Annotated in this window: 18 protein-coding genes; 9 read left to right on the top strand and 9 right to left on the bottom strand. The window is 60.4% G+C overall.

The features are described 5' to 3' along the window. Positions 1–23: 23 nt before the first annotated feature. Genes HDE77_RS12445 through HDE77_RS12420 form a run of 6 tightly spaced genes read right to left on the bottom strand, consistent with a single transcriptional unit; the run spans position 24 to position 10639 of the window. Entirely contained in the window at positions 24–1682 is a 1659-nt protein-coding gene (locus tag HDE77_RS12445) for an RNA-binding domain-containing protein (RefSeq protein ID WP_184417658.1), read from the bottom strand. A 9-nt stretch (positions 1683–1691) separates the two neighbouring features. Beyond that, a complete protein-coding gene (locus HDE77_RS12440; protein WP_184417657.1) occupies positions 1692–3557 on the bottom strand; it encodes a site-specific DNA-methyltransferase in 1866 nt (621 codons plus the stop codon). A 44-nt stretch (positions 3558–3601) separates the two neighbouring features. Next, positions 3602–6466, bottom strand: a complete 2865-nt coding sequence (locus HDE77_RS12435; protein WP_184417656.1) for a hypothetical protein — start codon at positions 6464–6466, stop codon at positions 3602–3604. Then, positions 6463–7146: a DUF4391 domain-containing protein gene (locus tag HDE77_RS12430; RefSeq protein WP_072758745.1), complete on the bottom strand. Its 684-nt coding sequence runs from the start codon at positions 7144–7146 to the stop codon at positions 6463–6465. Before HDE77_RS12430 ends, HDE77_RS12435 begins: the two co-directional genes overlap by 4 nt. Further along, positions 7143–10430 (bottom strand): helicase-related protein, encoded by a 3288-nt coding sequence (locus HDE77_RS12425; protein WP_184417655.1) that lies wholly within the window; start codon positions 10428–10430, stop codon positions 7143–7145. The genes HDE77_RS12430 and HDE77_RS12425 overlap by 4 nt, the downstream gene beginning before the upstream one ends. Beyond that, positions 10430–10639 (bottom strand): helix-turn-helix domain-containing protein, encoded by a 210-nt coding sequence (locus tag HDE77_RS12420; RefSeq protein WP_184417818.1) that lies wholly within the window; start codon positions 10637–10639, stop codon positions 10430–10432. Before HDE77_RS12420 ends, HDE77_RS12425 begins: the two co-directional genes overlap by 1 nt. Positions 10640–10957: 318 nt before the next feature. Between HDE77_RS12420 and HDE77_RS12415 the strand changes: the two genes are divergently transcribed. The 7 genes from HDE77_RS12415 (at position 10958) to HDE77_RS12385 (ending at position 19870) form a co-directional block, all read left to right on the top strand. After that, complete coding sequence (locus HDE77_RS12415) at positions 10958–12208, top strand: DNA repair exonuclease (RefSeq protein ID WP_072758741.1); 1251 nt, start codon at positions 10958–10960, stop codon at positions 12206–12208. After that, a complete protein-coding gene (locus HDE77_RS12410) occupies positions 12208–15657 on the top strand; it encodes an AAA family ATPase (RefSeq protein ID WP_184417654.1) in 3450 nt (1149 codons plus the stop codon). The genes HDE77_RS12415 and HDE77_RS12410 overlap by 1 nt, the downstream gene beginning before the upstream one ends. Before the next feature lie 326 nt (positions 15658–15983). Further along, positions 15984–16580 carry an aminodeoxychorismate/anthranilate synthase component II gene (locus tag HDE77_RS12405; protein WP_184417653.1) on the top strand — a complete coding sequence of 199 codons (597 nt, stop codon included), beginning with the start codon at positions 15984–15986 and terminating at the stop codon, positions 16578–16580. Continuing rightward, positions 16577–17671 (top strand): anthranilate phosphoribosyltransferase, encoded by a 1095-nt coding sequence (gene trpD / locus HDE77_RS12400; protein ID WP_184417652.1) that lies wholly within the window; start codon positions 16577–16579, stop codon positions 17669–17671. The genes HDE77_RS12405 and trpD overlap by 4 nt, the downstream gene beginning before the upstream one ends. A gap of 87 nt (positions 17672–17758) precedes the next feature. Beyond that, positions 17759–18553 (top strand): indole-3-glycerol phosphate synthase TrpC, encoded by a 795-nt coding sequence (gene trpC, locus HDE77_RS12395; protein WP_184417651.1) that lies wholly within the window; start codon positions 17759–17761, stop codon positions 18551–18553. 62 nt (positions 18554–18615) lie between these two features. Then, positions 18616–19281 carry a haloacid dehalogenase-like hydrolase gene (locus HDE77_RS12390; RefSeq protein WP_184417816.1) on the top strand — a complete coding sequence of 222 codons (666 nt, stop codon included), beginning with the start codon at positions 18616–18618 and terminating at the stop codon, positions 19279–19281. A gap of 235 nt (positions 19282–19516) precedes the next feature. Then, a complete protein-coding gene (locus HDE77_RS12385; RefSeq protein ID WP_184417650.1) occupies positions 19517–19870 on the top strand; it encodes a gamma-glutamylcyclotransferase family protein in 354 nt (117 codons plus the stop codon). Positions 19871–20106: 236 nt separating this feature from the next. Here the strand turns inward: HDE77_RS12385 and crp are convergent, their stop codons facing one another. Next, positions 20107–20808, bottom strand: a complete 702-nt coding sequence (gene crp / locus HDE77_RS12380) for a cAMP-activated global transcriptional regulator CRP (protein WP_184417649.1) — start codon at positions 20806–20808, stop codon at positions 20107–20109. Positions 20809–21096: 288 nt separating this feature from the next. Between crp and speD the strand changes: the two genes are divergently transcribed. Further along, positions 21097–21882: an adenosylmethionine decarboxylase gene (speD, locus tag HDE77_RS12375; RefSeq protein WP_184417648.1), complete on the top strand. Its 786-nt coding sequence runs from the start codon at positions 21097–21099 to the stop codon at positions 21880–21882. Between the two features lie 426 nt (positions 21883–22308). Here speD and coq7 read toward each other — a convergent pair whose 3' ends face one another. After that, entirely contained in the window at positions 22309–22950 is a 642-nt protein-coding gene (gene coq7, locus HDE77_RS12370; protein WP_184417647.1) for a 2-polyprenyl-3-methyl-6-methoxy-1,4-benzoquinone monooxygenase, read from the bottom strand. Between the two features lie 14 nt (positions 22951–22964). Further along, positions 22965–24179 (bottom strand): (Fe-S)-binding protein, encoded by a 1215-nt coding sequence (locus tag HDE77_RS12365; RefSeq protein ID WP_184417646.1) that lies wholly within the window; start codon positions 24177–24179, stop codon positions 22965–22967. 130 nt (positions 24180–24309) lie between these two features. Between HDE77_RS12365 and rplM the strand changes: the two genes are divergently transcribed. Continuing rightward, on the top strand, positions 24310–24738 hold the full coding sequence (gene rplM, locus HDE77_RS12360) for a 50S ribosomal protein L13 (protein ID WP_184417645.1): 429 nt from the start codon (positions 24310–24312) through the stop codon (positions 24736–24738). The last annotated feature ends 7 nt before the right edge of the window (positions 24739–24745 follow it).

The raw sequence follows: 24745 nt of genomic DNA, 5'->3' as shown, positions 1-24745 counted from the left end.
TTCTGTGTGAGCGACACGCGCTATCATTCTGCAAGCAGCCATACCGGGTGCCCACGGCTGCCGGTGTTGCGGATACGCCCCTTGCGTCGCAGGTTGGTCAGTAGGTTGGCGATCTTGTTGTCCTTCTGCTTGTCGTTCAACGCGTCGCTCAGCTTGTCCATCAGTAGCTTGTTGATTTCGGCGCGGCTCGCTGAGCCCTTCAACGTCAGGTAGTCGGTAATGAGCTTGGCGTAATAGTCGTCGTCCTGGGCGCGCGTGCGGATGTAATCGGCGACGCTTGCGGTTGCCTTGGCAACCTCGGCTGAAACGAAGTACTTCGGCTTGCGGCCCTCGATCAGCCCACCCTTGCGCAGGCGTGCAGCGGCCTCGTCTGGGATCGGCAGTTTCTTCTGCACCCGATCCAGCGCCAGCACGTCGGCCAGTGACAGATCGGTACGCTGGATCAGCAGGCGGCTGTAAGCCGGGTCGACCACGCCACCGTAGATCGTCATCTTCACGGCCGCGGTGTCGCCAAGGTCGTAGTCAGGCATCGGGAAATAGCGCTTTGCCTGGCGTACGTACATGTCGTGGATGCCGTAGCCCATGGTGTCGATCATGTTCAGCTCGGCCATCGCCTGGGCGAGAAAAGGGTTGCGATAACGTCGGGGGGTACGGGTGCCGTCGATGTAGTCGCCTGGTTGCCCTTCAAAGAACGCGCCTTCGTTCTCGAACACCAGCCGGTCCGGCAGCTCCGTGACTACTACACGCCCGTTGCGGGCGTAGTCCTGATGCGCGATGCAGTTGTGCAGGGATTCCAGCACGATCTTCTGGTCGTACTTGGCCACTTCCACTGGCACCAGTTCGTCTTGCGGCAGGATGCGCAGCTGAATATTGCGGATGCGCTGATACAGGCGCGTGCTGCTCAGCAGGAAGGGCGGGCCGAAGTGCTCGTAGGCGCGCTCCTGGCCGACCAAGTTCCACGTCAGTTGCGCGGGATGAGGCGAGAGGTGGTGGGCCGATTCGGCCTTGCCCAGCAAGAGCAACGTGGTGCGGGTGATTTGGCCATCCCGGGTGACACGCGCACGGTCGAGAAAAGTTTCCAGCGGCCACTTTGCAACGTCTTCCGGGGCGAAGCTGTTGGCGTGCTTCTGGGCGAAGGATTCGCGCGCCTTGCGCACGGCAGCTTCGTCCAGGTCGTCCAGCGTTGCCGTGGTAACGAACTGAGCCGTCCAGTCCAACGTGAGGGTCTGGTTGCGGATTTCGTCCAGCTTGTCCAGGCCCAAGGAGACCAGGCTTTCCCCGGCGCGAGCGTAGTAGTGCCCCTTCCACGAAATGGCGATGCCGCGCGGCGCGGCCGGGATCTGGAACAACAAGACGCGACCGTCGGTGTGCTGGAGCTCGTGGATGTCGCGGAAGGTAAGGCGCGGATCAGTGTTCTGGGTGATCTGCATCTTCAACTGGTGCAGGCGCTCAGCCTCTTGCCGGTAAGTGGTGCCGATGACGGAGCGGCTTTGGTTGTTCACGCCAAATACCAGCCAGCCGAAGTCGGTTCCGCGCAAATTGGCCTCGTTGGCCAATGCGGAGAAATACTTGCCGATATCGTCGGTGCTGAAGTTGTCGTTGGCCTGCTTGAACTCCGCCACCTCGTTTTCCCAGGTGGCGATCAGGCCGTCCAGCAATAGCGTCAGTTCAACATGTTCCATGACACCACCTCACAGGCACTTCACTTCGGTGGCGGGCGAGAGCAGCTTGAAGATCTGTTCGATGTTGATCTTCACCGTGCTGTCCTTGAAGCCGGCGTCGCGGAACACCGCACGCATCGGCCGATGTGTGGCTAGCTCCTTGGCAAAGGCGTCGTCGATGCCGCCCGCGTTATCAAAGCAAGCGGCCAGTGCATTACTGTCTACCAAGTACACGTCCTTGCCCTGAATAACCTTCTTCTCGATAGGCAGGGCCAGGTCCACACCCCAGTCCAGCATCACCTGGAACAGCAGGTCGAAGGCGCTGCGGTCGGGCTTGATGTTGTCCACGGAAGCGAACAAGCCTTCCTGGGTCACGGCATCGGGTGTGTAGTGCACGTCGGCCATGTTGGAGGTGTCGATCTTCAGGACGCGGAAGCCGGTATCGACTTGCGAGTTACCCTCGCTGATTTTTTTGCCGGCGCGGCGGATCCGTTCCCTGCTGATCTCGGCGATGGTCTTGTAGCCGGCTTTGAAAGCTTCAGCTTTTTCGTCGCAAGGCTCGGGCAACTGCACCATGATGAAGCGACGATTGCCGTCGTCTTCGGCGTTCTTTTTCATGACCGCATGTGCTGTCGTCGATGATCCTGAAAAGAAATCAAGAACAATCTGATCTCGCTCGTGATAAACACCATACTGGACAAGCCTTTCTAGGAAGCTCGTCGGCTTCGGATAGCTGAAGATTTTCTTCTTCCCCAAAAGTTCGGTAACTTCTGCGGAGCCATCCTTTGTAGTTCCAGCATCAAGCAGAACAGAACTTGGAGTCTTGGTGTCGCCGCGTTCGATGCGCTCGTCCAGGAACAGCTTTTTTTTAGGTGCGGAGTCGCCGCCGAGACCAAAAGCAATCCGCCCGTCATCGAACAGTTTTTTGTATTCCGTCGGATTGATGGCCCAACTTCGCCCCTCAGGCGGCCAATGTTCTTGCCCGGTTGAGGGATTCAAGATTGGGTACTTAGTATTTCCGCCGGGTTTGTTTGCATCAAGCGGAACCAACTTCCATGGCCCACGTTTGTCGTTGTCCCTGTTCTGGTACTCAGATGCATCAAGCTCTTCTCCATAGAAGCGAAGAGTCTCTTTCTCTTTGGCGAAAATTAGCGTGTGGTTGTGATTGAGCGATATTTCGTGATCGTCCGAAATTGACGTACGAGACTGCCAAACAATGTTGGCCACAAAATTTGATGCGCCAAACACTTCGTCGCAAACCTTACGAAGGTTTGCGACTTCTTTATCGTCAATAGAGATGAAGATCGAGCCATCATCTTTTAGTAAATTTCGGGCAAGTCGAAGACGGGAGTAGATCATCGAAAGCCAGTCGGAATGAAATCTTCCGTTGCTTTCCGTGTTCCAATTCAGCGAAATACCTTGTTCATCGACCTGATTGGAACGGCGCAAGTATTCACCCGTATCTTCGGCGAAATCGTCCTCGTAGATGAAATCATTTCCCGTGTTGTACGGCGGGTCGATATAGATCATTTTGACCTTGCCCAGATACGTCTCCTGCAGCAGCTTCAGCGCATCCAGGTTATCGCCTTCGATGAACAGGTTCTTGGTGCTGTCGAAATCTACGCTCTCCTCGCGGCAAGGCCGCAAGGTCTTGGCAATCGGTGCGTTCGCCGTCAGCAGCGCCTCGCGCTTGCCCGGCCAGTTGAGCTGATAACGCTCCTGCGGCCCTTCCACCAGCGATTCGGACAAGGTCTGCCTGAGCTGGTCGAAATCCACCGCCAGCCGCACGCCGCCGTCCTCACGCTTGGCCTCGGTCACGCAGTCCGGGAACAGCGCGCGTATCCGCGCGATGTTGTCCTGGCTGAGGTCGGGCGAGTGCATCTTCAGTTTGTCCATGTGTGTTCCATTTGCGTTGTTGCTTTTGGCCGCCGTCAATAACGTCAGCCGTTGTGGGTGAGGCGGTTGGTCAGGTGCGTAGGCATGTGACCAACCAGTACCTTGGCTGACTTGTCGTCGTAGTAGAAGTAAAGCCTGAATTGGAAGTCGCCACCGAAGCCGACGCCGCGCTTGAGGTGTCTGTCCAATGTGACGATCTTTTCGCCATATTGCCGTTGATATTCCTTCTTATAACGCTTGATCTCGTCTGCGGTGCCCACGTCCGACTCTTCCAGACCCAGCTCGGCCAGCGCCTGCTTGCTACGCTGGTAGGCCTCGTTGTCGTCCGTACTACGGGTACGCATGGGGACGTAGTGGCGCACCAGGTATTCCATCGCTTTGTAGGCTAGGGGGATGTCCTTGAAGGGCGACTCGCGCGCGGCTTTGGCGGCCTTGGGGTGCAATTCGAGCTTGCCCTCGCCGTAGATCTCCACCCACTCCTCCAGCTCGTCCCAGGTATCGGGGTAATAGCTCTCGTCGGCCGCTCCCGTTTCTAGCTCTTCGTTTTCACTCCACTGGGCGTGGAATTGGTAGTGGCTCCGGCGAATTTCCTCGCGGGCATCATCGCGTTCGCGGCGGGTTGCCTGAAGTTCCTTCCGCAGCTCGGCCATCTGTGCGTCAAACTCGGTGGCCGTGGCTCGATGCGCAGCCAGTGCAGATTCCAGCTCCTCACGAATGGCCTGCAGTTGGCTGATCTGCTCATCCTTCGAGGCTGCGGCATGGGTGGCCTGTTCTCGCAAGGTCGCCAGTCGCGCTTCCGAGCTGCGGACGCGTTCGGCGGCTAGGTGTTGGCGTATGGCCTGGAAAGGTGGGACGCGTTCGTCCAGATCCTCGGCGGCCGTACTGGTGGCGCAAGCCTCCTCGAAGAGGTCGTTGACCAGCCACTTGGGCAACTGGTTGGTTTTCAGGGGCCATACCGGATGCAGGTAAGGGTCGGCTTCGGCGTTGAATCCGGGTCGGTACAAACGCACGGCATGGCCGTAGACCGAGCGCTCACGGCCAAGCCGTCGGACAAGCTGATGCGAGATAGGCGTGTCGATGCAGACGATGTGGGCCACGCCGGTGAGGCGCCTGGCCAGGCGGTCAGCCGAAGCGTCGATATCGCCAGCGATCACGATGACGGGCTGGATACGCTCGGCGTTGAGGAGCAGCTGGATAAGACGTGGTGCATCTTCCTCGCCGGACAGATGCGTGGCCGTGTTGAGTAAGGCGGTGCCCGCATCCATCAGGCCGATGTCCTTGGCGATGTCCGCGACAACTTGTGGGACGCCGCTGGCTACCGGAAGGGGCGCTTCCTCGGTGCTTCGAACCTGAATCAAGCGCAGGCCCATGGCTGGTTGAGCGCCATTGATGAGTGTTGCTTCCACGCGCCAGATGGCGCCCTGTTCCATGGACCGGCGGTCGTCGAAGCGCAGCGACCAGATGCGTGTGCCATCGCTCTCGATCGTCACCTCGCCGTCCAGCGACTCAATGTGGTTGTTGCCCATCGGATCGGTGGCATGGAAGCCCTTGCTTTTCAGCCAGAGCAGGATGCGTGCCCTGGTCGTGTCGAAGGTCTTCTCCGTGCGCTGCCCAGCGCGTCCCAGTCGCGCAGCGAGAGCGAGCACGTTGATGGCGCCAGCGTGTCGCGAGAGGCGCGGTCGCTGCGGACGCGTCGCGGGTATGGTGTCGGATCGAACTTCGCCAGGGTGCTTAGCGTCGGCGTCAACGGCGCCATCTGCTACGGGTTGCTTTTGGAGCCCGTCAGACTTGCCATCAACTGCCATTTCTTGGTCGGGGCCTTGAAGCGCAGGACTGATCGCGGGTTCATCGGGCTCGCGCTTGTCGAGTTCAGCCAGCACTTTCGCGACCCAGAGCATCAGGTTGAGGCGATCCTCGTCTGCCGAATTGTCCTTGTCTTCCGCGGGCGCTTGGGTCAAGAGATCAGTACCCGTTGTCAGCGTGTCCCAAACTAGAAGTTTGCCTTTGGCTTCTTCGGTGACGTTGAAAAATCGCCCCGTATCAAGGTCGATGCCACCAAGCGGTGGAATGCGGACAGCACGGATGTCCTTTCCCTCCACAGAGACGGTGGCTCGCGTGGCAATTGTGGCTGCGACCAGGGCGGCATCCTCCTTTGTCGCCCCTTGAGCGACCTGGCTTCGCAGACAGTGGAAGGTAAGGCCGAGCTCATCAATGACTTCCTTGGCGGGCTCGGTAGCGTGTTCCTTCGTCGGAACAATGGCCGACAACCACCAGGTGCCCTGCGCTAGATGTTGGGGTTCGCCGTCGGCGAGATCGAATCCAACAATTGGGCTGGTTTCGAATCCGTAGGCGCGGAATAGCGCGCCCACGAGGAGCGCCTGGGCACGGAGATGACACGAGATCAGGGCCTTGTGGCCGGCGGTAATCGTGCGCAGCGACTCCACTAGCGCTACCGTACGCTCGAAATCGTCCGGAACAGGAAGCACTGTGAGATCTGGCAGGGTATCCAGGCCCTGCAGATGCTTGTCCCAGCTCTTCAGCAGTACTTGTTGGGGGGGCTGGAACAGGATTGGCTTGGGAGCCTTACCGTACTCGGGACGCCTGGATGAGCACACAGTGATGGTGTGCTTGCGCGCTGGCTGTAGTGCCTTGGCGTAGAGCGTGAGCCAGCGCCCGCCCGCCTCCGCGTACCAGCCGCCGGCGTCGGCAAACAGAAGGTTGACGTTTGGCTTGGCGTAGATCTCGGGGGCAAGACGGGATATCGCGAAAAACGGCCCGCCGTAATTGGTGGCGAACATAATCCGCGTCTGTTCCTTGAAGCGGCTGATGAACTTGCCGTCGGCTCGGCTTTGGATGGCGGCGTCATATGTGCGTGCCGTGGTCGGTATGCTCATCTCCGCCTCGCTCATTCGCCACTCTCCAGCAACTTCAGGTTGTGCTTTAGCTCTCGCGCCGTAGCGTTGATCGTCACCTTACGATTGAACTGCCTCTCTGTCGCAAGCTGCGAGACTGCCTTGTCCATCTCTTTCCGCAGCATACGCACCTTGCTCACACGTTCGACCAGATCGGACAACGACTCTTTCGGGCGATGGGTCAGCGGGATCAGCGCATGCAGCAACTGCTCGTACAGCCCGCCCAGATTCAGCGCGACCGGCAGGGCAGCGCGTGGGCTCTCCGCTGCAATCCAATCGGTAGCGAAATAGTCCGAGCATACCCAGCGGCTGGCCTCGGCTTCGCTGGGGCGCTTGTAGCAGGCGACAACTTGAAGACGATCCTCGTAATGCAGCTCGAACAGGAGGGGAAACGAAATGGCCTTGTCGATGCACTGCAGGATGTCATGGTGAAGCTCCGACGCCCTGAGCCGCATGCTGAATACCTGGATCTCCGGTGCGCCGGGTGAAGCAGACAAATTGGTGGTTTCAGGTGCCAGCTTGTATTGCCACACGATCTGCTCGACCTGTTCGGCGAACAGGCCTTTGAGACGGGCGCCGACTGTGCCGTGTTCGTAAAGCTTGGCCTTAGGGACGACGCGCCCGAAGGCGGCCTTGCCGGGATAGGCGAACAGGGCTGTATGTACGTGCCGGGTCATGCAGCTTTCAGCACGACAAGAAAGGCGATCAGCTCGAAGTCGTCCAGCCCGGAGATGGTGTGCGTTAGCGCCGTCGTCTTGCCGCCAGTGAACAGGCTATCCAGATCCTTTTCTTCCTTGACCTCGATCATCGAATGAATGGCCTTGCCTAGTAGGTCAGAGTAGGTCTGCATCTTGCGGCCGTCCGCCGTTTCCTGATTGAAACGGTGGCACAGCTCCACGAAGGGCTGCGGCTGGCCTTTGCAGCAGGCTCGCGCCAGGTCGAGCAGGCGCTTTACCTCGGTGTGGTCGTGGATGACTTCGCCTTCGTGATTGATGTAGACGAGGTAGTAAGGGTGAAGCCTGTTGTGCTGGGGCAAGCTGGCGGGCGGGTTCACGGCCGAATTGCGATTACGCAGGGTGAAGATCACGCCGGGGTGCAGCCCCAGATCGAAGTTGGCAGGCACGATGGCGTGCATGCCGTTGGGTGTCTTGTCGAGGTCACCATGGGCCTTGACGTAGTTCAGCAGGTCCATGCGAAAGTCATTGAGGCCGAGGTCAGTGATGGAGACGCCGGTCTTCAGGTCTTCCAGCTCGATCACTTCCTCTTGCAGGCGACGTAGTTGCTCCTTGCGATAAGACACGTCGTTGGCTTGCGCGGAGAGGACGTTGTCGTCGCCGGTGGCGGTGACGTCGGCGATCATCATCCGGCTTTCGACGCGCTCCTTGAGGTTGATGTATTCGTCCAACGAAATGTCGGGCCAGTAGTTGACCAACTGGATGCTGCTGTTGGGTGAGCCGATGCGGTCCACGCGACCGAAGCGCTGGATGATGCGCACCGGATTCCAGTGGATGTCGTAGTTGATGACGTAGTCGCAGTCCTGCAGGTTCTGGCCTTCAGAAATACAGTCGGTGCCGATCAGCAGATCGACCTCCGCCGGTTCATTGGGCATCACGACAGCCTTCTCCTTGGCGCGCGGCGAGAAGAGCGTGAGCAGTTCCTGGAAGTCGTAGCCCTTCGCCAACGTGGACTTGGGTGTGCCTTTGCCCGTGACCTTGGCCGAGTGCAGATGCTGGCTGGTCAGCAGTTCGGGAGCCAGATTCGCGTACAGGTAGTCCGCCGTGTCGGCGAAGGCGGTGAAGATCAGAATCTTCTTGTTACCGGGATTGATCGGGTGGGCGATCTTTTCCAGCACAAGCGCTTTCAGATGCTGGAGCTTGGCGTCGTCGTCAGGGGTGATCTTGTTCATCGAGGCCAGCAGCGTCTCGATGACGTCTAGATCGAGCTTCAGTTCGTGTTCCCAGGACGGCAAGTCCATATCGGCGAGGCTGATCTTGACCTTGCCGCCGATGAGGTTGTCGCTCTCATCCAAATCGACCAGCTCGTCGTCCTCGGCATCCAGATCTTCCAGCACGTCGGTCAGGTCACCCACGCTGGCGGCGCTGCCGGTCTGGTTGAAGCCTGCGATCTTGGCCAGCGTACCTTTGTGATTCCTGCGCAGGGATTCCAGCGTGAGCCGGAACGAGGCAACGGAGCTTTCCAACCGCTTGAGGAGGTTCACCGTCAGCAGTGCCTGCAGGCTCTTCTCACGGTCGACCTGACGTAGCGTGCCCTTGCTGCCAACCTTGGTGTCGTACATCTCCTCGTACTTCTTCAGACGGCTAGGAAGGATGTAACTGATAGGGGCGTACACGGCGAGTTTGAGCTGGGACAGCTGCTCAAATATTTCATTGAAGCCCATCACGTCCGGCCGCTCGGTCAAGGGGCAATGGAACGACAAGGGCTTGCGCCGTTCGGGGAAGGGACCGATGTCCTTGGTGTCGTAGAAGGTTTGGATGTGCTTGCGCGAGCGCGCGATAGTCACGCTATCCAGCAGCTCGAAGAAATCGAAATCCAGCGCATCCAGGATCGCACGCGGAGTGCGCTCTTCTGACGGCAGCTTCGACCAGGTGTTGAAGGCTTTCTGGGCGTTGCGGAAGACTTCCTCGACCGATTTGCTGGTGCGCAGCTTTTTGCTGAGGTTTTCCGAATCACCTTCATAGGCCAGTGCCAGCTGGTTGCGCAGGTCGGCGAATCGGTTGTTCACCGGCGTGGCCGAGAGCATCAGCACCTTGGTCTTGACACCCTCCCGGATCACCTTGTTCATCAGCTTCTGGTAGCGGGTTTCCTTGTCCTTATAGGCATCGTTGTTGCGGAAGTTGTGCGACTCGTCGATGACAACTAGGTCGTAGTTGCCCCAGTTGATGCGGTTCAACGGCGTGCCGAACGATTCGCCGCTGGTACGGCTCAGGTCGGTATGGCACAGCACTTCATAGCTGAAGCGGTCGCGGGCAAACAGGTTGGTCTTGAGGTTGCGGTTGTAATTGAGCCAGTTGTCCGCCAGCTTCTTGGGGCAGAGAACCAGCACGGACTTGTTGCGCAGCTCGTAGTACTTGATGACCGCGAGCGCGGTGAAGGTTTTGCCCAGACCCACGCTGTCGGCCAGGATGCAGCCGCTGTACGTTTCCAGCTTGTTGATGATGCCGGTGGCGGCATCCTTCTGGTAGTTGAACAGCTTGTTCCAGATCAACGTGTCCTGGTAGCCCGTGCGGTCGTTGGGCAGCACGTCTTCGTCGATATCGTCCAGGAACTCGTTGAAGATGTTGTAGAGCATCAGGAAGTAGATGCTTTCCGGCGAGTTCTCCTGATACACCGAGGCAATGTGGTCGCAGATCTGCGCGGTGACGTCTTCGAGTTTTTCCGGGTCGTTCCAGATTTGCTCGAACAGGCTCAAGTACTGAGCCGTAAGGGTAGGCTCGTCAATCTTGTTGACGAAGTTGGAGACGGCATTGCCCTGCTGGTAACCCAGATCGACAGCGGTAAAGCCATGCAGGGGCATATAAGCCGTGTCTGTGCCCATCGACTGGGCACAGACGAACTGCTGCATGGGAGCCTTACTGCGGTTGCTCTTGAACCTGGCTTTGCGCAGTAGCCAGTCAGCACATTCCTTCGCGATGGCGCGCTGGGTAAGCTTGTTGCGCAGCTGGATTTCGAACTCGCTGCCGTAGAGGCTGCGCTCGCGATCCAGCTTGGAGATCTGAAACTCGCGCCGCTCCCGACGGATTTTGTCGGTCACTTCGTCGGCGACGAACGTGGGGGTGGTGAAGATGAAGCTCAGTTCGTCGATCTTCTCCAGCTCCGCCTTTAAGGCCTCGTAGGCGTACATCGAAAAGCAGGACGCAGCGACCTTGAGCTTGGCTCCCGGTTTGAGGCTTTGCTTGAGATCGTCACCGAGCAGTCGGTTGATGTTGTCGATGATCTCCATCAGCGCTGCCCCTTGTCGCTGGGCTTGCGCTGATTGCTCTTGGCGTCGATCCAACTATCGAGTTCTGAGCGTCGGAAGCGCCAGGTTCCGCCCAGCTTGAACGCGGGGATTTCTCCGTTCTGGGCTAGGCGATAGACCGTGCGTTTGCCGGCCTTCAGAAAAACGGCAACCTCATCGAGTGTCAGGATTTCCCCTTTAGAACCTGCCATGTTGCTGCTTGCGCCCCTGTTGATCGCTGCTTGCCAAGTCTGGCCATTCTTGCACATCACCGCCGCTCGTCGGCGGCCATCGATTGAGGTGTTGCGGGTACTTGTTAAACGCCATCCTTCAGGACGCCGACCTAGCCTAGACGCAATCGCCAGCCTAATTAGTGGTCACTTTGCCTATCGTCGCCAACGCACTGTCCAATTCCGAATCGGCCGAAAGCGGAGGTTCGCAACATTGCCCGCGAGCTACCGGAAGAGGGCAACATGACGACGGGTGCTTGCTTGGGTTACCTTGATTCACACACTCACTAGACTTTGCCCATGGCGCATTTCGTCCACGCTGCCGACATTCACCTGGATCGAAGCTTGCCAGCGCTACTGGATGGCCGGGCGACGCATCCGTTTGTGCTCGCACCGCGCCTGGCATTTATCCGCCTGATCGACTACGTCATCGAGTCGGATGCGGCGTTCCTGGTCCTGGCCGGCGATGTCTACGACGGCGCGTGGAAGGACGTGAGCACGGGCCTGTTCTTCCATCAACAGGTCGGTCGCTTGAGGTCACGCGGGGTGCCGGTATACCTGTTGCATGGGAACCACGACGCGGAGTCGGCGATGCCCAAGACGTTGGTGCCGCCAGACAACGTACGGCTCTTTTCGGCGCGCTCCCCACAGTCGTTTGAGTTTGAGCCGTTGCACATCCATCTGCATGGCCAGAGTTTCGCTCAGGCCGACACGCGCGAGAACTTGGCCAGTGCGTACCCACGCCCGGTAACCGGTTGCGTGAACATCGGGGTGTTGCACACCGCGCTAGCAGGCTCACCGCCACATTCGCCCTACGCGCCGTGCACGCTGGAGCAGCTGAAGGGGCATGGTTACGACTATTGGGCGTTGGGGCATGTGCATCAGTACAAGATGCTTGCGACAGACCCTTACATAGTCTTCCCAGGCAACCTGCAGGGGCTGCACATAAAGGAACTGGGTGCACGTGGCGCGGTGTCCGTACCCATCGAAGACGGGCACCTGGGTGCGCCAGAATTCGTGGCCATGGATGTCCTGCGGTTCCACCTGCTCGACATGGTCGTGCCGGCATCGGTGCAGACGCTAGCCGCCTTGGTTGGGGAAGTGCGAAAGGCCATTGAATCGGCGAGCGACGGGGCTGACGGGCGGCACTTGGCCATGCGTGTGGTTTTGCGTCTTGACACGACGGTACATCCGTCGCTGTGCCGGTCCAAGACCATGCTACGGGATGAGATGGAAGGCTTGTTCGCCCAGTTCGAGGATCAGGTCACTCTGGAGGGCACTGAATTCCATCTGCGCGCGCGGCCGGCGGCGAGTGGAACGGGCGAGGCCCAGGACGCGATCGCTTCCCTGGACGCCTACTTTGCGCAGGCAGCCGGAGATCCGGCATTCATGGGGACACTCCGGGACAACCTGCAAGCGGTGCTGAGCAAGCGTAAACCGTCGGAGACATCCACGGAATCGCTTTTGGAGCAAATCGCCAACGATGAGTTGGATACGGCAATCAACGATGCGGCCGAGCAGCTGCGCACCCGATTGCGGACGATCGAGTAATGCGATTCCAGACGTTCGAGGCCACTGCTTACGGCAAGTTTGACTTGCAGAAGCTTGAGTTCCCCGCAGCACCCTCCGTGTTGTTGGTCTACGGCCCCAATGAAGCAGGGAAGTCGTCGATGCGGCAAGCTATCGTCGATTTTCTGTTTGGCGTCCCACTACAAACCAGCCAGGCCTACCTGCACCCAAGGCCAGGCATCATCCTCGCTGCCGATGTGTTGGTTGCTGATCAATCCTTGCGGGTGACGCGCAACACGAAGCGCCGGGACTCTTTGACGGTTGAGGGCCAGGGCGTGTTCGACGAGGCGACGTGGCTAGCGCGCCTAGGTGGGATAGACCGCGCCACGTTCGAGCGCCTGTTTGCACTTGGCAGGGATGAACTTGTCGCGGGTGCACGAGAAATGCTCGATCCTGATGCGAACGCGAGCAGGACGTTGTTTGAGGCAGCGGCGGGCCTGACCACTTATACCGAAATGTCCCGTCGCTTGAACGACGAAGCGGCCGAGGCATATTCGTCGCGCCGGCAGAGTACGGCGTTTGCTAAGGCGAAAGAGCGGTTTGAACTGGCGTCCGCGTCCCTGCGTCAACATGAGCACAAGGAGCCTGCCTATCGTGTGTTGCAAAAGGCGCGGAGTGAGACACAGCGGCAGCTGGAGGAGATCGATAGCGACCGACGTGCGAAACGCGCTTATTTGACTGGCAGGACACGGATAGCCAGGACCCTGCCGCAATTGCGCGACTACGACGAGCTGGAATCGCAGCTGGCTAGCACGGAGCCGATGGTTGTAGGCAACGAACTACGGACGGAGGTTACGAAGGGATACAGCGAAAGGCAGACGTTAAGCGAACGCCGTGCTGGGTTGGTCAGAGCGCAGGAGGCCGACGAGCGCGATCGAAACACGATAAGTGTCCGACCAGAGGTGGTCGCCGCTGCGCCTGACGTCAAGGAACTCGAACTGCTACGCAGTCAAGCGCTCAAGACGCTGGAGGACATTCCAAAGAGGATCGCGCAGCGCGAGCAGCTGCGACCAGAAATCGAGCAGGAACTAGCGGTGCTGGGCATGGCCGGAGAATCGCTCGATGGCTTATATACGCGATTACCCACGCTCGCGCAGATCAGTGCCATTGCGGCGGCGGCCACGGCGATGACCGAGCTGGAAACGCGGCGCCGGGACCTGAGTTCCGGTCATGAGGCGGCAGTAGAAACGCAGGCGGCTTTGCTGGCCGACATCGCCGAACTTAGCGCTGAGGACCCTGAACCGCTGCGTCGTTGCTTGTATGCCCTGGAAACGACAGCCAATCTCGGCGAGCTGCGGGCTCGGCGCGATCAGCTGGCTGTTGAAGCAAGCAGCCTGACGGAACGCCGGGTGGTGCTGGGACTGTCCCCCGAGGACCTCGACGCCGAGTTTGACCCGCCGAAGGAGGCCGTGGCCAAAGATATCGTGCGCGAGCAGCGGAAATTGGCTGAGAGCGTCGTCACGCAGGGGCGTCTTGTCGAAGAGTGTGAGGATACCCGCGTCGGCCTGGAAGCGCGGCTGGCCGAGATGGAGCAGTCGGATATTCCAAGTCTCGATGCGCTAATGCAACTGCGGCGCGAGCGAGATTCTGCCTTGGATGAGCTCATTTCTAATGGATCGCCGGACGCCGTTGCCGTGTCTAAGTATCGGCCACTGGTAACCGAAGCAGATGCGTTGAGCGATCGGCGCTTCGACAAGGCCAGTGCGGCCCACGAGCTAGATAGTCTGCGTGCAGACCACGTGGCGTGTATGGCACGAGCGAAGGCGGCGCGGGCGGCGGTAGAGTCGGCGAAAAGTAAGCAGCTGGAGGTAGTGGGTGGTTGGGAAAGCTTGTGTCAGGCTGCCGGGCTACCAGCCGTGGATATGGAGAATTATGGCTCGTGGTTGAGCGAGTATCGAGCGGTGCGTGCTTCCGATACCGCGCATCGGTCGCGCGCCAAGAGCCACCGAAAAACGCTTGATGCCCTTGTTCCGCTCGCCATGGATATTCTCGGGCACTTGGCGCTTCCACAGCAGCCATGGGGCGACGACCCGCTGGTGCCTATTGATGCCGTGTTGACCGAAGGTAAGCGCGTCCTGGGTGAATGTGAGAAACAGCAAAGTGCAGCGGCTAGCCTGAAACGGCGTGGAGACGAAGGTGCGCGTCTCCTTGAAGAGTCGGCTGCACGTATAGCCGCGCTGGAGGCAGAGGCCACCAATCACGCGAAGACGTTGCGTGAGGTCTTGAGTATGGCGGGCCTCGCCGAGACGCTGTCAGCTGAGTGGGCTCGCGACGCGGGGCGACGCATCGAGGCGTTACGGACCAAGGCCCGTGAGTTCCATGAGCGCGACGAAGCCCGCATCAATCCCATGCGCCGTGATCTGGATAAGTATGAGAACAAGGTGCGAGAGCTGGCGGCACGGATAGGAGAGCCGACAGTAGGCTCTTGGCAAGCGATGCTGGAGTCGCTGGTGACGTTGAGCGAATCACATGTCGCTCTGGCGCGCAAACACGAGACCATCGAGGAGCGAATGGGTGAGCGTCAACTCAAATTGAATGACGTCTCTGGCCAGTTGAAGGAGATGGACGATCAACTGCAGGCCCACTATGCGCAACTTGAGGTAGCTGATTTTGACGAATTCAGCGTACTTGCCAACGCTCGGGACGAGTGGGATCGTGCGGTAGCAGCGCGTGATGAGAAACGACGCACGTTAATGCAGGCGGAAGATGGGCGTTCGATCGAAACGCTTCGTTCGGAGGCCGAGGGGGTGGACGCCGACGACCTGATGGTTGAGATTGACGCGCTGAACCAGGAGGTTGAGGGGATCGAGACACGCTACGGGGAGGCCGTGGCGGCACTGCGCTTCGCAGAGAAGGCCGTAGACGGCGTGACACCATCGGACGCTGCTGTGCTTGCGATGAGTGAGCGTGCCAGTGCGACCCTCGCGTGGAATCGGGCGCTGGACGAACATGTTCGATGCTTGATCCAGCAGCAGTTGCTGGATTGGGCCATCGGACGATTCAGGGAGGACCACCAATCGCCTCTGGTGGCAGCGGCCGAGCGTTACCTGCAGATCGTGACTTGTGGGGCGCACACGCGACTGTTGGTTGATGATTCGAACCCCCGGAACCCTCAGCTCCTCGTTTTGGGAAGAGATTCACAGATGCCGCGAACCATGGCGGCTTTGAGCGAAGGGACGCGCGACCAGCTGTATCTGGCATTGCGCTTGGCAGGGTTGGAACTGCACTTGGACGAAGGCCGCACGCCGCTCCCCTTCGTGGCTGACGATCTGTTTGTGAATTTCGATGACACCCGCGCGGCGGCAGGTTTCACCGCCTTGGGCGAACTGGCGCGCCGCACGCAGGTCGTTTACTTCACCCATCACCAGCATCTCACGGATCTCGCACAGGCCACTTTGGGCAATGCCGTAACGGTGGCTCGTCTGTCCTGAAGGTCTATATCGGCAGGATCGGCATCACGACTCGGACCCCTCGCGAGTGAAGCGCGACAGCCTTCTTGAGGGTCCGCCGTGGATATGCGACCTTCGGTCTGTTGGCTAGTGGGGGTGCGCAAATTGAGCGAGCAGGACTGTCCGCAGGAAGCGTGCACGGCGGACGCTGTTTTGTTCGGCTAGATGTGGACACGTGCAAAAATGACGCCTTGGAGCGGGTATGGGTCATCTGCGCAGGGTATCAACGGAATTTGCGGGTATCTATGCGGGTATGAATTCTGTTTTACTGTAATGACAATGAATTAAAACAAAGAGATACATCGCATATGCTCCTGATGATCGACAACTACGATAGTTTCACGTTCAACCTCGTGCAGTATCTGGGCGAGCTTGGACAGCAGGTGAAGGTCGTGCGCAACGACGCGCTGGATGTGGCCGCCATTCGCGCATTGAGGCCCACGCACATCATGATTTCGCCGGGCCCCGGCACGCCGGACGACTCGGGTGTATCGCTTGATGTGCTGGGCGAGTTGGGCTGCGAGATCCCGATATTCGGCGTGTGCCTGGGTCATCAGGCGATCGGCCAGGTGTTCGGCGGAAAGGTGATCCGCGCCAAACAGATCATGCACGGCAAGACCTCGCCGGTGCGCCACCGCGGTCAGGGTGTGTTCGCGGGGTTGCCGGACCCGTTCGAGGCGACCCGCTACCACTCGCTGGTGGTGGAGCAGTCATCGCTGCCGGATTGTCTTGAAGTGACGGCGTGGACCGAAAACCCGGACGGCTCGATCGACGAGATCATGGGCTTGCGCCACAAGACGCTGCCGGTGGAAGGTGTGCAGTTTCATCCCGAGTCGATCCTGACCCAGCATGGCCACGACTTGCTGCGCAATTTCCTGGGCCTGCCGCTGAAGCTGGCGGCATGAACGCAGAAGTGATCAGCAGGGCGGGGCGCGACATCACGATCACGCCGCAGGAAGCGTTGCAGCGCACGATCGAGCACCGCGAGATCTTCCACGACGAAATGATTGCGCTGATGCGTCAGATCATGCGCGGCGATGTGAGCCCGTTGATGACGGCGGCGATCATTACCGGCCTGCGCGTGAAAAAGGAAACCATTGGCGAGATCACCGGCGCGGCACGTGTCATGCGCGAGCTGTCGGCAAAGGTGCCGTTCACCGGTACTGAAACGGCCGCTGGCCAAGATCATCTGGTCGATATCGTCGGTACCGGCGGTGACGGCGCCTCCACTTTCAACATCTCCACCGCATCGATGTTTGTTGCGGCGGCCGCAGGTGCGCGCGTGGCCAAACACGGCGGACGCAGCGTGTCGTCGAAATCCGGCAGTGCCGACGTGCTGGAAGCGTTGGGCGCAAAGATCGATCTGACCCCAGCGCAGGTCGCGCAGTGCATGGCAGAAACCGGCATCGGTTTCATGTTTGCGCCGAACCATCATCCGGCGATGAAGGTGGTAGCCCCCGTACGCAAGGAAATGGGCGTGCGCACGCTGTTCAACATTCTCGGTCCGCTGACCAACCCGGCTGGCGCGCCGAACATCCTGATGGGCGTATTCCATCCCGATCTGGTTGGCATCCAGGTGCGTGTATTGCAGCAGCTCGGTGCGCAGCATGCGCTGGTGGTGTGGGGCCGCGACGGGATGGACGAGATTTCACTGGGCGCGGCGACCCTGGTCGGCGAGCTGCGCAACGGCGTGGTGCGTGAGTATGAGATTGAGCCGGAGGATTTCGGCCTGGCGATGGCCTCCAGCCGCAATCTGCGGGTGGAGGATGCCGCGGAATCGAAAGCGATGCTGCTGGAGGCGCTGGAGGGCCGTCGTGGCGTCCCGCATGACATCGTCTGCCTGAATGCCGGCGCGGCGCTGTATGCGGCCGACGTGGTGGATTCCATCGATGACGGCATCGAACTCGCGCGTTCAACGGTTGCCAGTGGCGCTGCACATGCGAAAATGCAAGCCTTCGTGGCGGCTACCCAACGTCTTTTTGCCGGCTCGATGTAGGAGCACACTCGTGCGCGACTCATTCCATTGACGACACCACATCGCCATCGCGCATAGGATGCGCTCCTGCACAAACAGCGAGATGCCATGACCGACATCCTTAATCGCATTCTTGCCCGCAAGACGGAAGAGATCGCCGAACGCCGGGCGAAGCTGCCGCTGGTGGAACTGGCGGCCCGCATCGCCGAACTGCCGGATACCCGTGGTTTTGCCGCCGCGATCGAGGCGAAGATCGCCGCTGGTCTGCCGGCCGTGATTGCCGAGGTGAAGAAAGCCAGCCCGAGCAAGGGCGTGATCCGTGCGAATTTCGATCCGGCGTCGATTGCGCGCAGCTACGAGGCGGCCGGTGCCGCCTGCCTGTCGGTGCTTACGGACAGCGATTTTTTCCAGGGCAGCGAAGCGTTTCTGCAGCAGGCCCGCGCGGCCTGTTCGCTGCCGTTGTTGCGCAAGGATTTCATCATCGATCCGTACCAGGTACACGAGGCCCGTGCGATCGGTGCCGATTGCGTCCTGCTGATCGTCGCCGCGCTGGATGATGACGTGTTGCTGCAGCTGTCACTGCTGGCGGCTGAACTCGATCTGGACGTGCTGTGCGAAGTGCACGACGAGGAAGAGCTGGAGCGCGCGATGGCCTTGCCGGTACCGCTGATCGGCGTCAACAATCGCAACCTACGTAGTTTCGAAACTTCGTTGGAAACCTCGCTGACGCTGCAGGGACTGATCGAATACGACCGAGTGCTGGTGGCTGAATCCGGCATCCATACACCCGAGGATGTGGCGCGCTTGCGGGAAGGCGGCATCCAGGCGTTTCTGGTCGGCGAGGCGTTCATGCGTGCGGAAGATCCCGGCAGCGAATTGCGGCGGCTGTTCGGCACCCCGTGACCGCCATGCTCCCGGGGGATACAAACGTAGTGCATGAGCTGGGCAACACAGATGTGGACAAGATGGATGGGGACGCCACGATGGCGCCCGTCGTGCTGTTCGATTTTGACGGTGTACTGATTCACGGCGACGCGTTCTATCTGTTCATCCGCGAGCGCTATGTCCGCTCGCTCTGGCGTCCGTTGCTGGCGCTGCTGTGCACGCCGCTGCTGCTGCTGCAATTGCCGTTCTCGCGCCGGCTGCCGGTGCGCATGCTGGTGCGCATCGCCTTGCTTGGTCTGGGCGAGAAGCGCTACCAGGCCATCGCATGTGGTTTCGCCGCCACACTGGCGCGCCGGCCGCGTCAGTTCTACCGCGACGGATTGCATGCGTTACGTCGTCACCAGGCAGCTGGCGATCGGGTGATCGTGGTGACCGGCTGCGAACAGGTCCTGGTGAACGGCATCCTGCAGCAGCTGGGACTGACCAACCTGGAGGTATTTGCCTCGCAGTTGCGACCCGGCTGGCTCGGCATGCGGCCGCTTCGACACAACGTGGGCCGGCGCAAAGTGAAGCAATTGGCGCAGCACGGCCTCACCGCGTGGCAGGTGGCGTACAGCGATTCGCTGCTTGACGTGCCGATGTTGAAGCCGGCCAGGGAGGTGGTGCTGGTCAACGGCACGCCCAAACTGTGCAAGAAAGTCGAGAAGGCACTTGGCCGGACGATTACCCGCGTCGAGTGGTTTTGAAGCGAGTCGCGACGACCTTCTTGTAGCTGCGCTCCGGCGGTGTGGTTTGGGATGAGCGTCGGCGAATCCCACCAGCCACGCTGCGGGAATGATGGGCTTCGCCGGCGCTCACCCAACCTACGCGGTACATCGGGGTCGGCTGGCGCGTGCTGCATGGTTTCCTGCATGCACGATGTCGGCACAGGGGATACATTTGGGCCGACTTATCTTGGGCACGATGCATAGGAGCATTCACATGGAAGCACCGACGGCCGCTCCGATTTTGCTGTTCTCGTACGGCACCCTGCAGGACAGACAGGTCCAGCTCGCGAACTTCGGCCGCGAATTGATCGGCCGTGCGGATGCGTTGCCTGGCTATACGCAGACGATGGTGGCGATCGACGATCCGCATGTAGTGACAACCAGCGGCAAGACACACCATCCGATCGTTGAGCCGGCATCGAATCCCCACGATGAGGTTACGGGCACGGTGTTTGAAATCACCGCCCGGGAACTGGCAGCGGCCGACGAGTACGAGGTTTCCGACTATCGGCGCATTGCCGTGACGCTCAAATCGGGCGCCCAGGCCTGGGTCTATGTGCGCGCGTGATGCGCCCCAGGTGGCAGCAAGGCGCTCCGCGCTCTTGTGGGAGCGACTTCAGTCGCGATGCTCCTGCCGTCCGTACCCAATAGCGATCATGCCCCAAGCCCACGAAACCGAGCCCACCAGCGACGTAGCGACGTAGGCTGGGCTGAGTGCCGGTGAATCCCAACACCTGGATGCGGGATTGTTGGGGTTCGCCGGCACTCAGCCCAACCTACGGGTATCGCCGGCGGGCGCAAACCTCAGCGGGTGCCGCGCACCACGATCGTCTTGCCGGTGACGTCGATCATGCGCTGCTCTTCCAGCTGCTTGAGCACGCGGCCGACCATCTCGCGCGAACAGCCAACGATACGACTCACTTCCTGACGCGAGATGCGGATCTGCGTGCCGTCCGGGTGGGTCATCGAATCCGGCTCCTGGCACAGGTCGAGCAGGGTGCGCGAGATGCGGTTGGTGACATCCATGAACGCCATCCGGCTGACCTGGCGTGAAGTGCGCAGCAGACGGTTGGTCAGCTGGGCGCCGATCGTGAACAGTATCTTCGGACATTCCTCGCGCAGCGGGCCTTCCATCAGCTGGAAAAGTCGCTCGTAGCTAATTTCGGCCATCTCGCAGGGTGTACGCGTGCGCACCATCGATTCGCGCTGCGCCTGCTCTACGAACAGGCCCATCTCGCCGATGAACTGGCCCCGGCTGATGTAGGCGAGGATCAGCTCGCGACCCTGCTCGTCCTCGGTGCATACCGCCAGCGAGCCTTCGATGACGTAATACAGCGTGTTGGCTGGATCGCCCGGGCGGATGATGGCGGTCTTGCCGGGATAACGGCGGCGATGACATAGCGCCAGAAAGCGCTCCATCGCGGCCGGGTCCGGTGCAAACCCGAGCGGCGCCTGGGAACGTTCGAAAGCCTGTTGGAGCTGGTATTTGAGTTGCGCCACGTTCATTCCCGAAATGATTGTTGTCAGCGTCGATTACTGCAAGCACAGCATGCATTGTCCGTGACCATCCCCGCTGGTGCGGCATTATGACAAACCTGGGCGACTTGCCGCAGGTTCAGTTTTTTTCCATTTTGCCGCATACTTGGCGGTCTTTACGGTGGCGACGGGTTTGTCGCACGCCGGTCACGAGGGTCGCGGAAGGTTACTACCTGCGCGTCATACCATTCTGCGGGGACCCTTGTCGCTAACCCGCCTCCACATTCTGGCCGAATGAACGGTCATGGAGAGCCGCCCGTGGTAAAACCACTTCCCCGTCTGCGTCTGCAGGGTTTCAACAACCTGACCAAGGCGTTGAGCTTCAACATTTACGACATCTGCTATGCGGTGTCCGAAGACCAGCGCCGCAACTACATCGAGTACATCGATGACCAGTACGACGCTGACCGCCTGACCCAGATCCTCACCGACGTGGCGGAGATCATCGGCGCGAACATCCTGAACATCGCGCGTCAGGACTACGACCCGCAGGGCGCCTCGGTGACCATGCTGATCTCCGAGGAACCGGTGCTGGAGAAGCTCGGCCGCGACACCATTACCGGTGCCGTCGTCGCGCACATGGACAAGAGCCACATCACCGTCCACACCTATCCGGAAACGCATCCGCACAACGGTATCGCGACGTTCCGCGCGGACATCGACGTGGCCACCTGTGGCGTGATCTCCCCGCTGAAGGCGTTGAACTACCTGATCGACAGCTTCGAGTCGGACATCGTGGTGTGCGACTACCGTGTGCGCGGATTTACCCGTGACGTGAAGGGCAAGAAGCACTTCATCGATCACAAGATCAACTCGGTGCAGGACTATCTGGCCAAGCACATCCGCCAGAAATACGAGATGTTCGACGTCAACGTGTACCAGGAAAACATGTTCCACACGAAGATGCACATCAAGGACTTCGACCTGGATACGTATTTGTTCGATTCGCACGCCGATGACCTCTCGTTCAAAGAGCGCCAGCGCATCGAGCAGCTGCTGCGCCGCGAGATCGAGGAACTGTTTCACGGCCGCAATCTGATGTGACGAAAAACCCGCCGAAAGGCGGGTTTTTCGTTGTGGGACTGGCGTTGTGGGACTGGCGTTGTGGGACTGGCGTTGTGGGACTGGCGTTGTGGGACTCGAGTTGTTTCACTCGGGTTGTGGGGCGATTTCGCGCTCTGCCCCCTCTCCCATTGGGAGAGGGTTGGGGTGAGGGTTCGGGCGCTCGCGGTAATGCTTATTCCCCGTCACCCCTGCTTTTGCTGTCGTTGCTCTTGTGGGAGCGACTTCAGTCGCGATGCTCTGCTTGATTTATTGTTTTTGCAGTGCAGAACGGTTCGTCTTCCTACGGAGGACTAAACTCAGTAGCTCTATAGCAAGCAAGCCAAGCCAGAGCATCACGACCGAAGTCGCTCCCACAAGGGCCAAAGCCGCCGACCCAAATCACTGCCATCGCGGCGAATACCGCTCTTACACGCGATACGCAACGAGCTTCATCACCATCGAGCTGAAATGCATCAGCTTCGGCAATGGAAACGGCAATTCGATGCCGCCTCGCTCCCGCGCCGCTTGTGCGTGCCGGATCTCGTCAGTCTGCATCTGCGCCAGCACGGCGCGCGAGCGTTCGTCCTGGGCGGGAAGTTTTTCCAGGTGCTCGGCCAGATGGGCCTCGACCTGACGTTCGGTCTCCACTACAAAGCCGAGGCTGAGCGGATCGCCGGCCAGGGCGGCCGCAGCGCCGATCGCGTAGCTGCCCACGTACCACAGCGGGTTGAGCAGGCTCGGACGGCTGTCCAGTTCTTGCAGGCGGGCGGCGCACCAGGCCAGGTGGTCGGTTTCCTCCGCGGCGGCGTGCAGCAGATGCCTGCGGTTGTCGGCGCTGCGTGCCAGCGCGGCCTGGCCGAAGTACAGCGCCTGCGCGCAGACCTCGCCGGTATGGTTGATCCGCATCAGGCCAGCGGCGTGGCGGCGCTCGGCGTCATCCATATCCGTTTCGGGGATATCGGCGGCGGGCGAGGGGCGGTGCGCTTGCGGCGAACCGGCGATCGCTTCCAGCGCGCGCTCGCAACCGGCCAGCAGGCGATCGAAGGGACTCAGCGTGCGAGCGTTCATGGATGCTTCCTGATTCAATGGGGTTCCAGTTGTTGTGCCAGCAAGGTCAGTGGATGCTGGTGCAACCAATTCAAGCCCTGCGCATCGATGCCGACGGCCAGATGCAGACGGCAGCCGATATTGGACGACAGCAGACGCTGCGGTTCCAGTGGGGCGGCCTGACGCAGCGTGTCGTCACGCAGTTGCGCGGCACGTTCGGGAAACTCCAGCAGGTGACTGCCGGCTGCTCCGCAGCAATACGGTGGCCGTGGCAGCAACATTACCTCGAGCTCGGGCACGCGGCGCAGCAGCTGCCATAGTGCGCCATCGCTGCGCGCCACATTGATCTGGGTGCACGGCAGATGCAGCGCGATTCTTTGCGCCAGCGGTCGGAAGCGCAGTCGATCGGCATGTGTTGCCAACAGTTCCAGCGGATCGATCACGCTCACGCCGGGAAGCGCGCGGCGCAACGTGCCGAGGCAGCCGGGCGTCACGGAGATGAGCTGGGTCGCTCCACTGGCCGTCCAGGCCTGGCGTACACGCTGTGCGGCCTGTTCGGCGGAGTCCGCTGCGCCGCCATGCAGGTCCATCGCGCCGCAACAAAACGCGGGCAGCACGCTCACCTGAAATCCCGCAGCCTCGAGCAGGGTGATGGCCGCCTGTTGCGCTTGCGCGTCATCGACGCTGGCCACGCAACCGGGAAACAGTGCCAACGGTGATTTTCCACGGGCCTCTCGGCTGGCACGAACCGGTGCGGCTGGGGCGCTGGAAGGCATCGTAAGCAAGGCGGTGCGCCATGCTGAACGGGTCGGCAGCACGTCAGTTAGCCAGTTTTTCCAGCGAGCAAAGGCCAGCCAGCCGCCGACCCGACGTAGCCGGCGCATCGATGCAGGGCGGCTGATCAGGTTCAGTAATTGGCGCGGGCGTTGCGGAGCCGGCCCCAACAGAGCTCGCGTCTCGATCAGCAATTCGCCGTATTGCACGTTGGCCGGACACACCTTTTCGCAATTCAGGCAGCCCAGACAATGATCCAGGTGTTCGCGCAATGTGGTGCTGGGGCTGGCCTGGCGGCGAGCCAGTGCAGCGGCGATCGCGATCCGGCCGCGCGGCGATTCCGCCTCGTTGCGGTCCAGCGCGTACGTGGGACAAACCGGCAGGCACAGCCCGCATTGCACGCACTGGTCGGCCAGCTCGACAATGCGGCCGGAAGCCAAGCTTACGGGGGACTTTTCAAGCGGCATGCTGGTCATGCTATCATTGCCAGCTCACAGCCCGCCGGTCGGTGGGCTTGCGCCATGCATGACAGCTCCGCTATCATCTCGCGCCTTTGTTCCACCGATTACGTGTACCGCCTGACGGCGGCAGACTAGGTATTCTGAAATGAAAACGTTTAGCGCCAATGCAGACAACGTCAAGCGCGACTGGTTCGTGGTTGACGCCACGAACAAGACGCTCGGTCGCCTGTCGACTGAAATCGCTCGTCGTCTGCGCGGCAAGCACAAGCCGGAATACACCCCGCATTGCGACACCGGCGATTATATCGTGGTGATCAACGCGCAGAAGGTGGCCGTCACCGGTGCCAAGCTGGACGACAAGAAGTACCACCGCTACACCGGCTACATCGGCAACCTGAAGACCACGAGTCTGAAGGACCTGCTGGCGACCTATCCGGAGCGCGTGATCGAGATCGCCGTCAAGGGCATGCTGCCGAAGAACCCGCTGGGCCGCGAGATGTATCGCAAGCTCAAGGTGTACGGCGGCGCCGAGCATCCGCATATCGCACAGCAGCCGCAGGCGCTGGAACTCTAAGGAATTA

It is taken from the genome of Rhodanobacter sp. MP7CTX1 (assembly GCF_014205795.1).
In the GTDB taxonomy this organism is placed as follows: Bacteria; Pseudomonadota; Gammaproteobacteria; order Xanthomonadales; family Rhodanobacteraceae; genus Rhodanobacter.
Note: the sequence above shows the minus strand (reverse complement) of the source record. Positions and strands in the feature narration are given on the sequence as shown.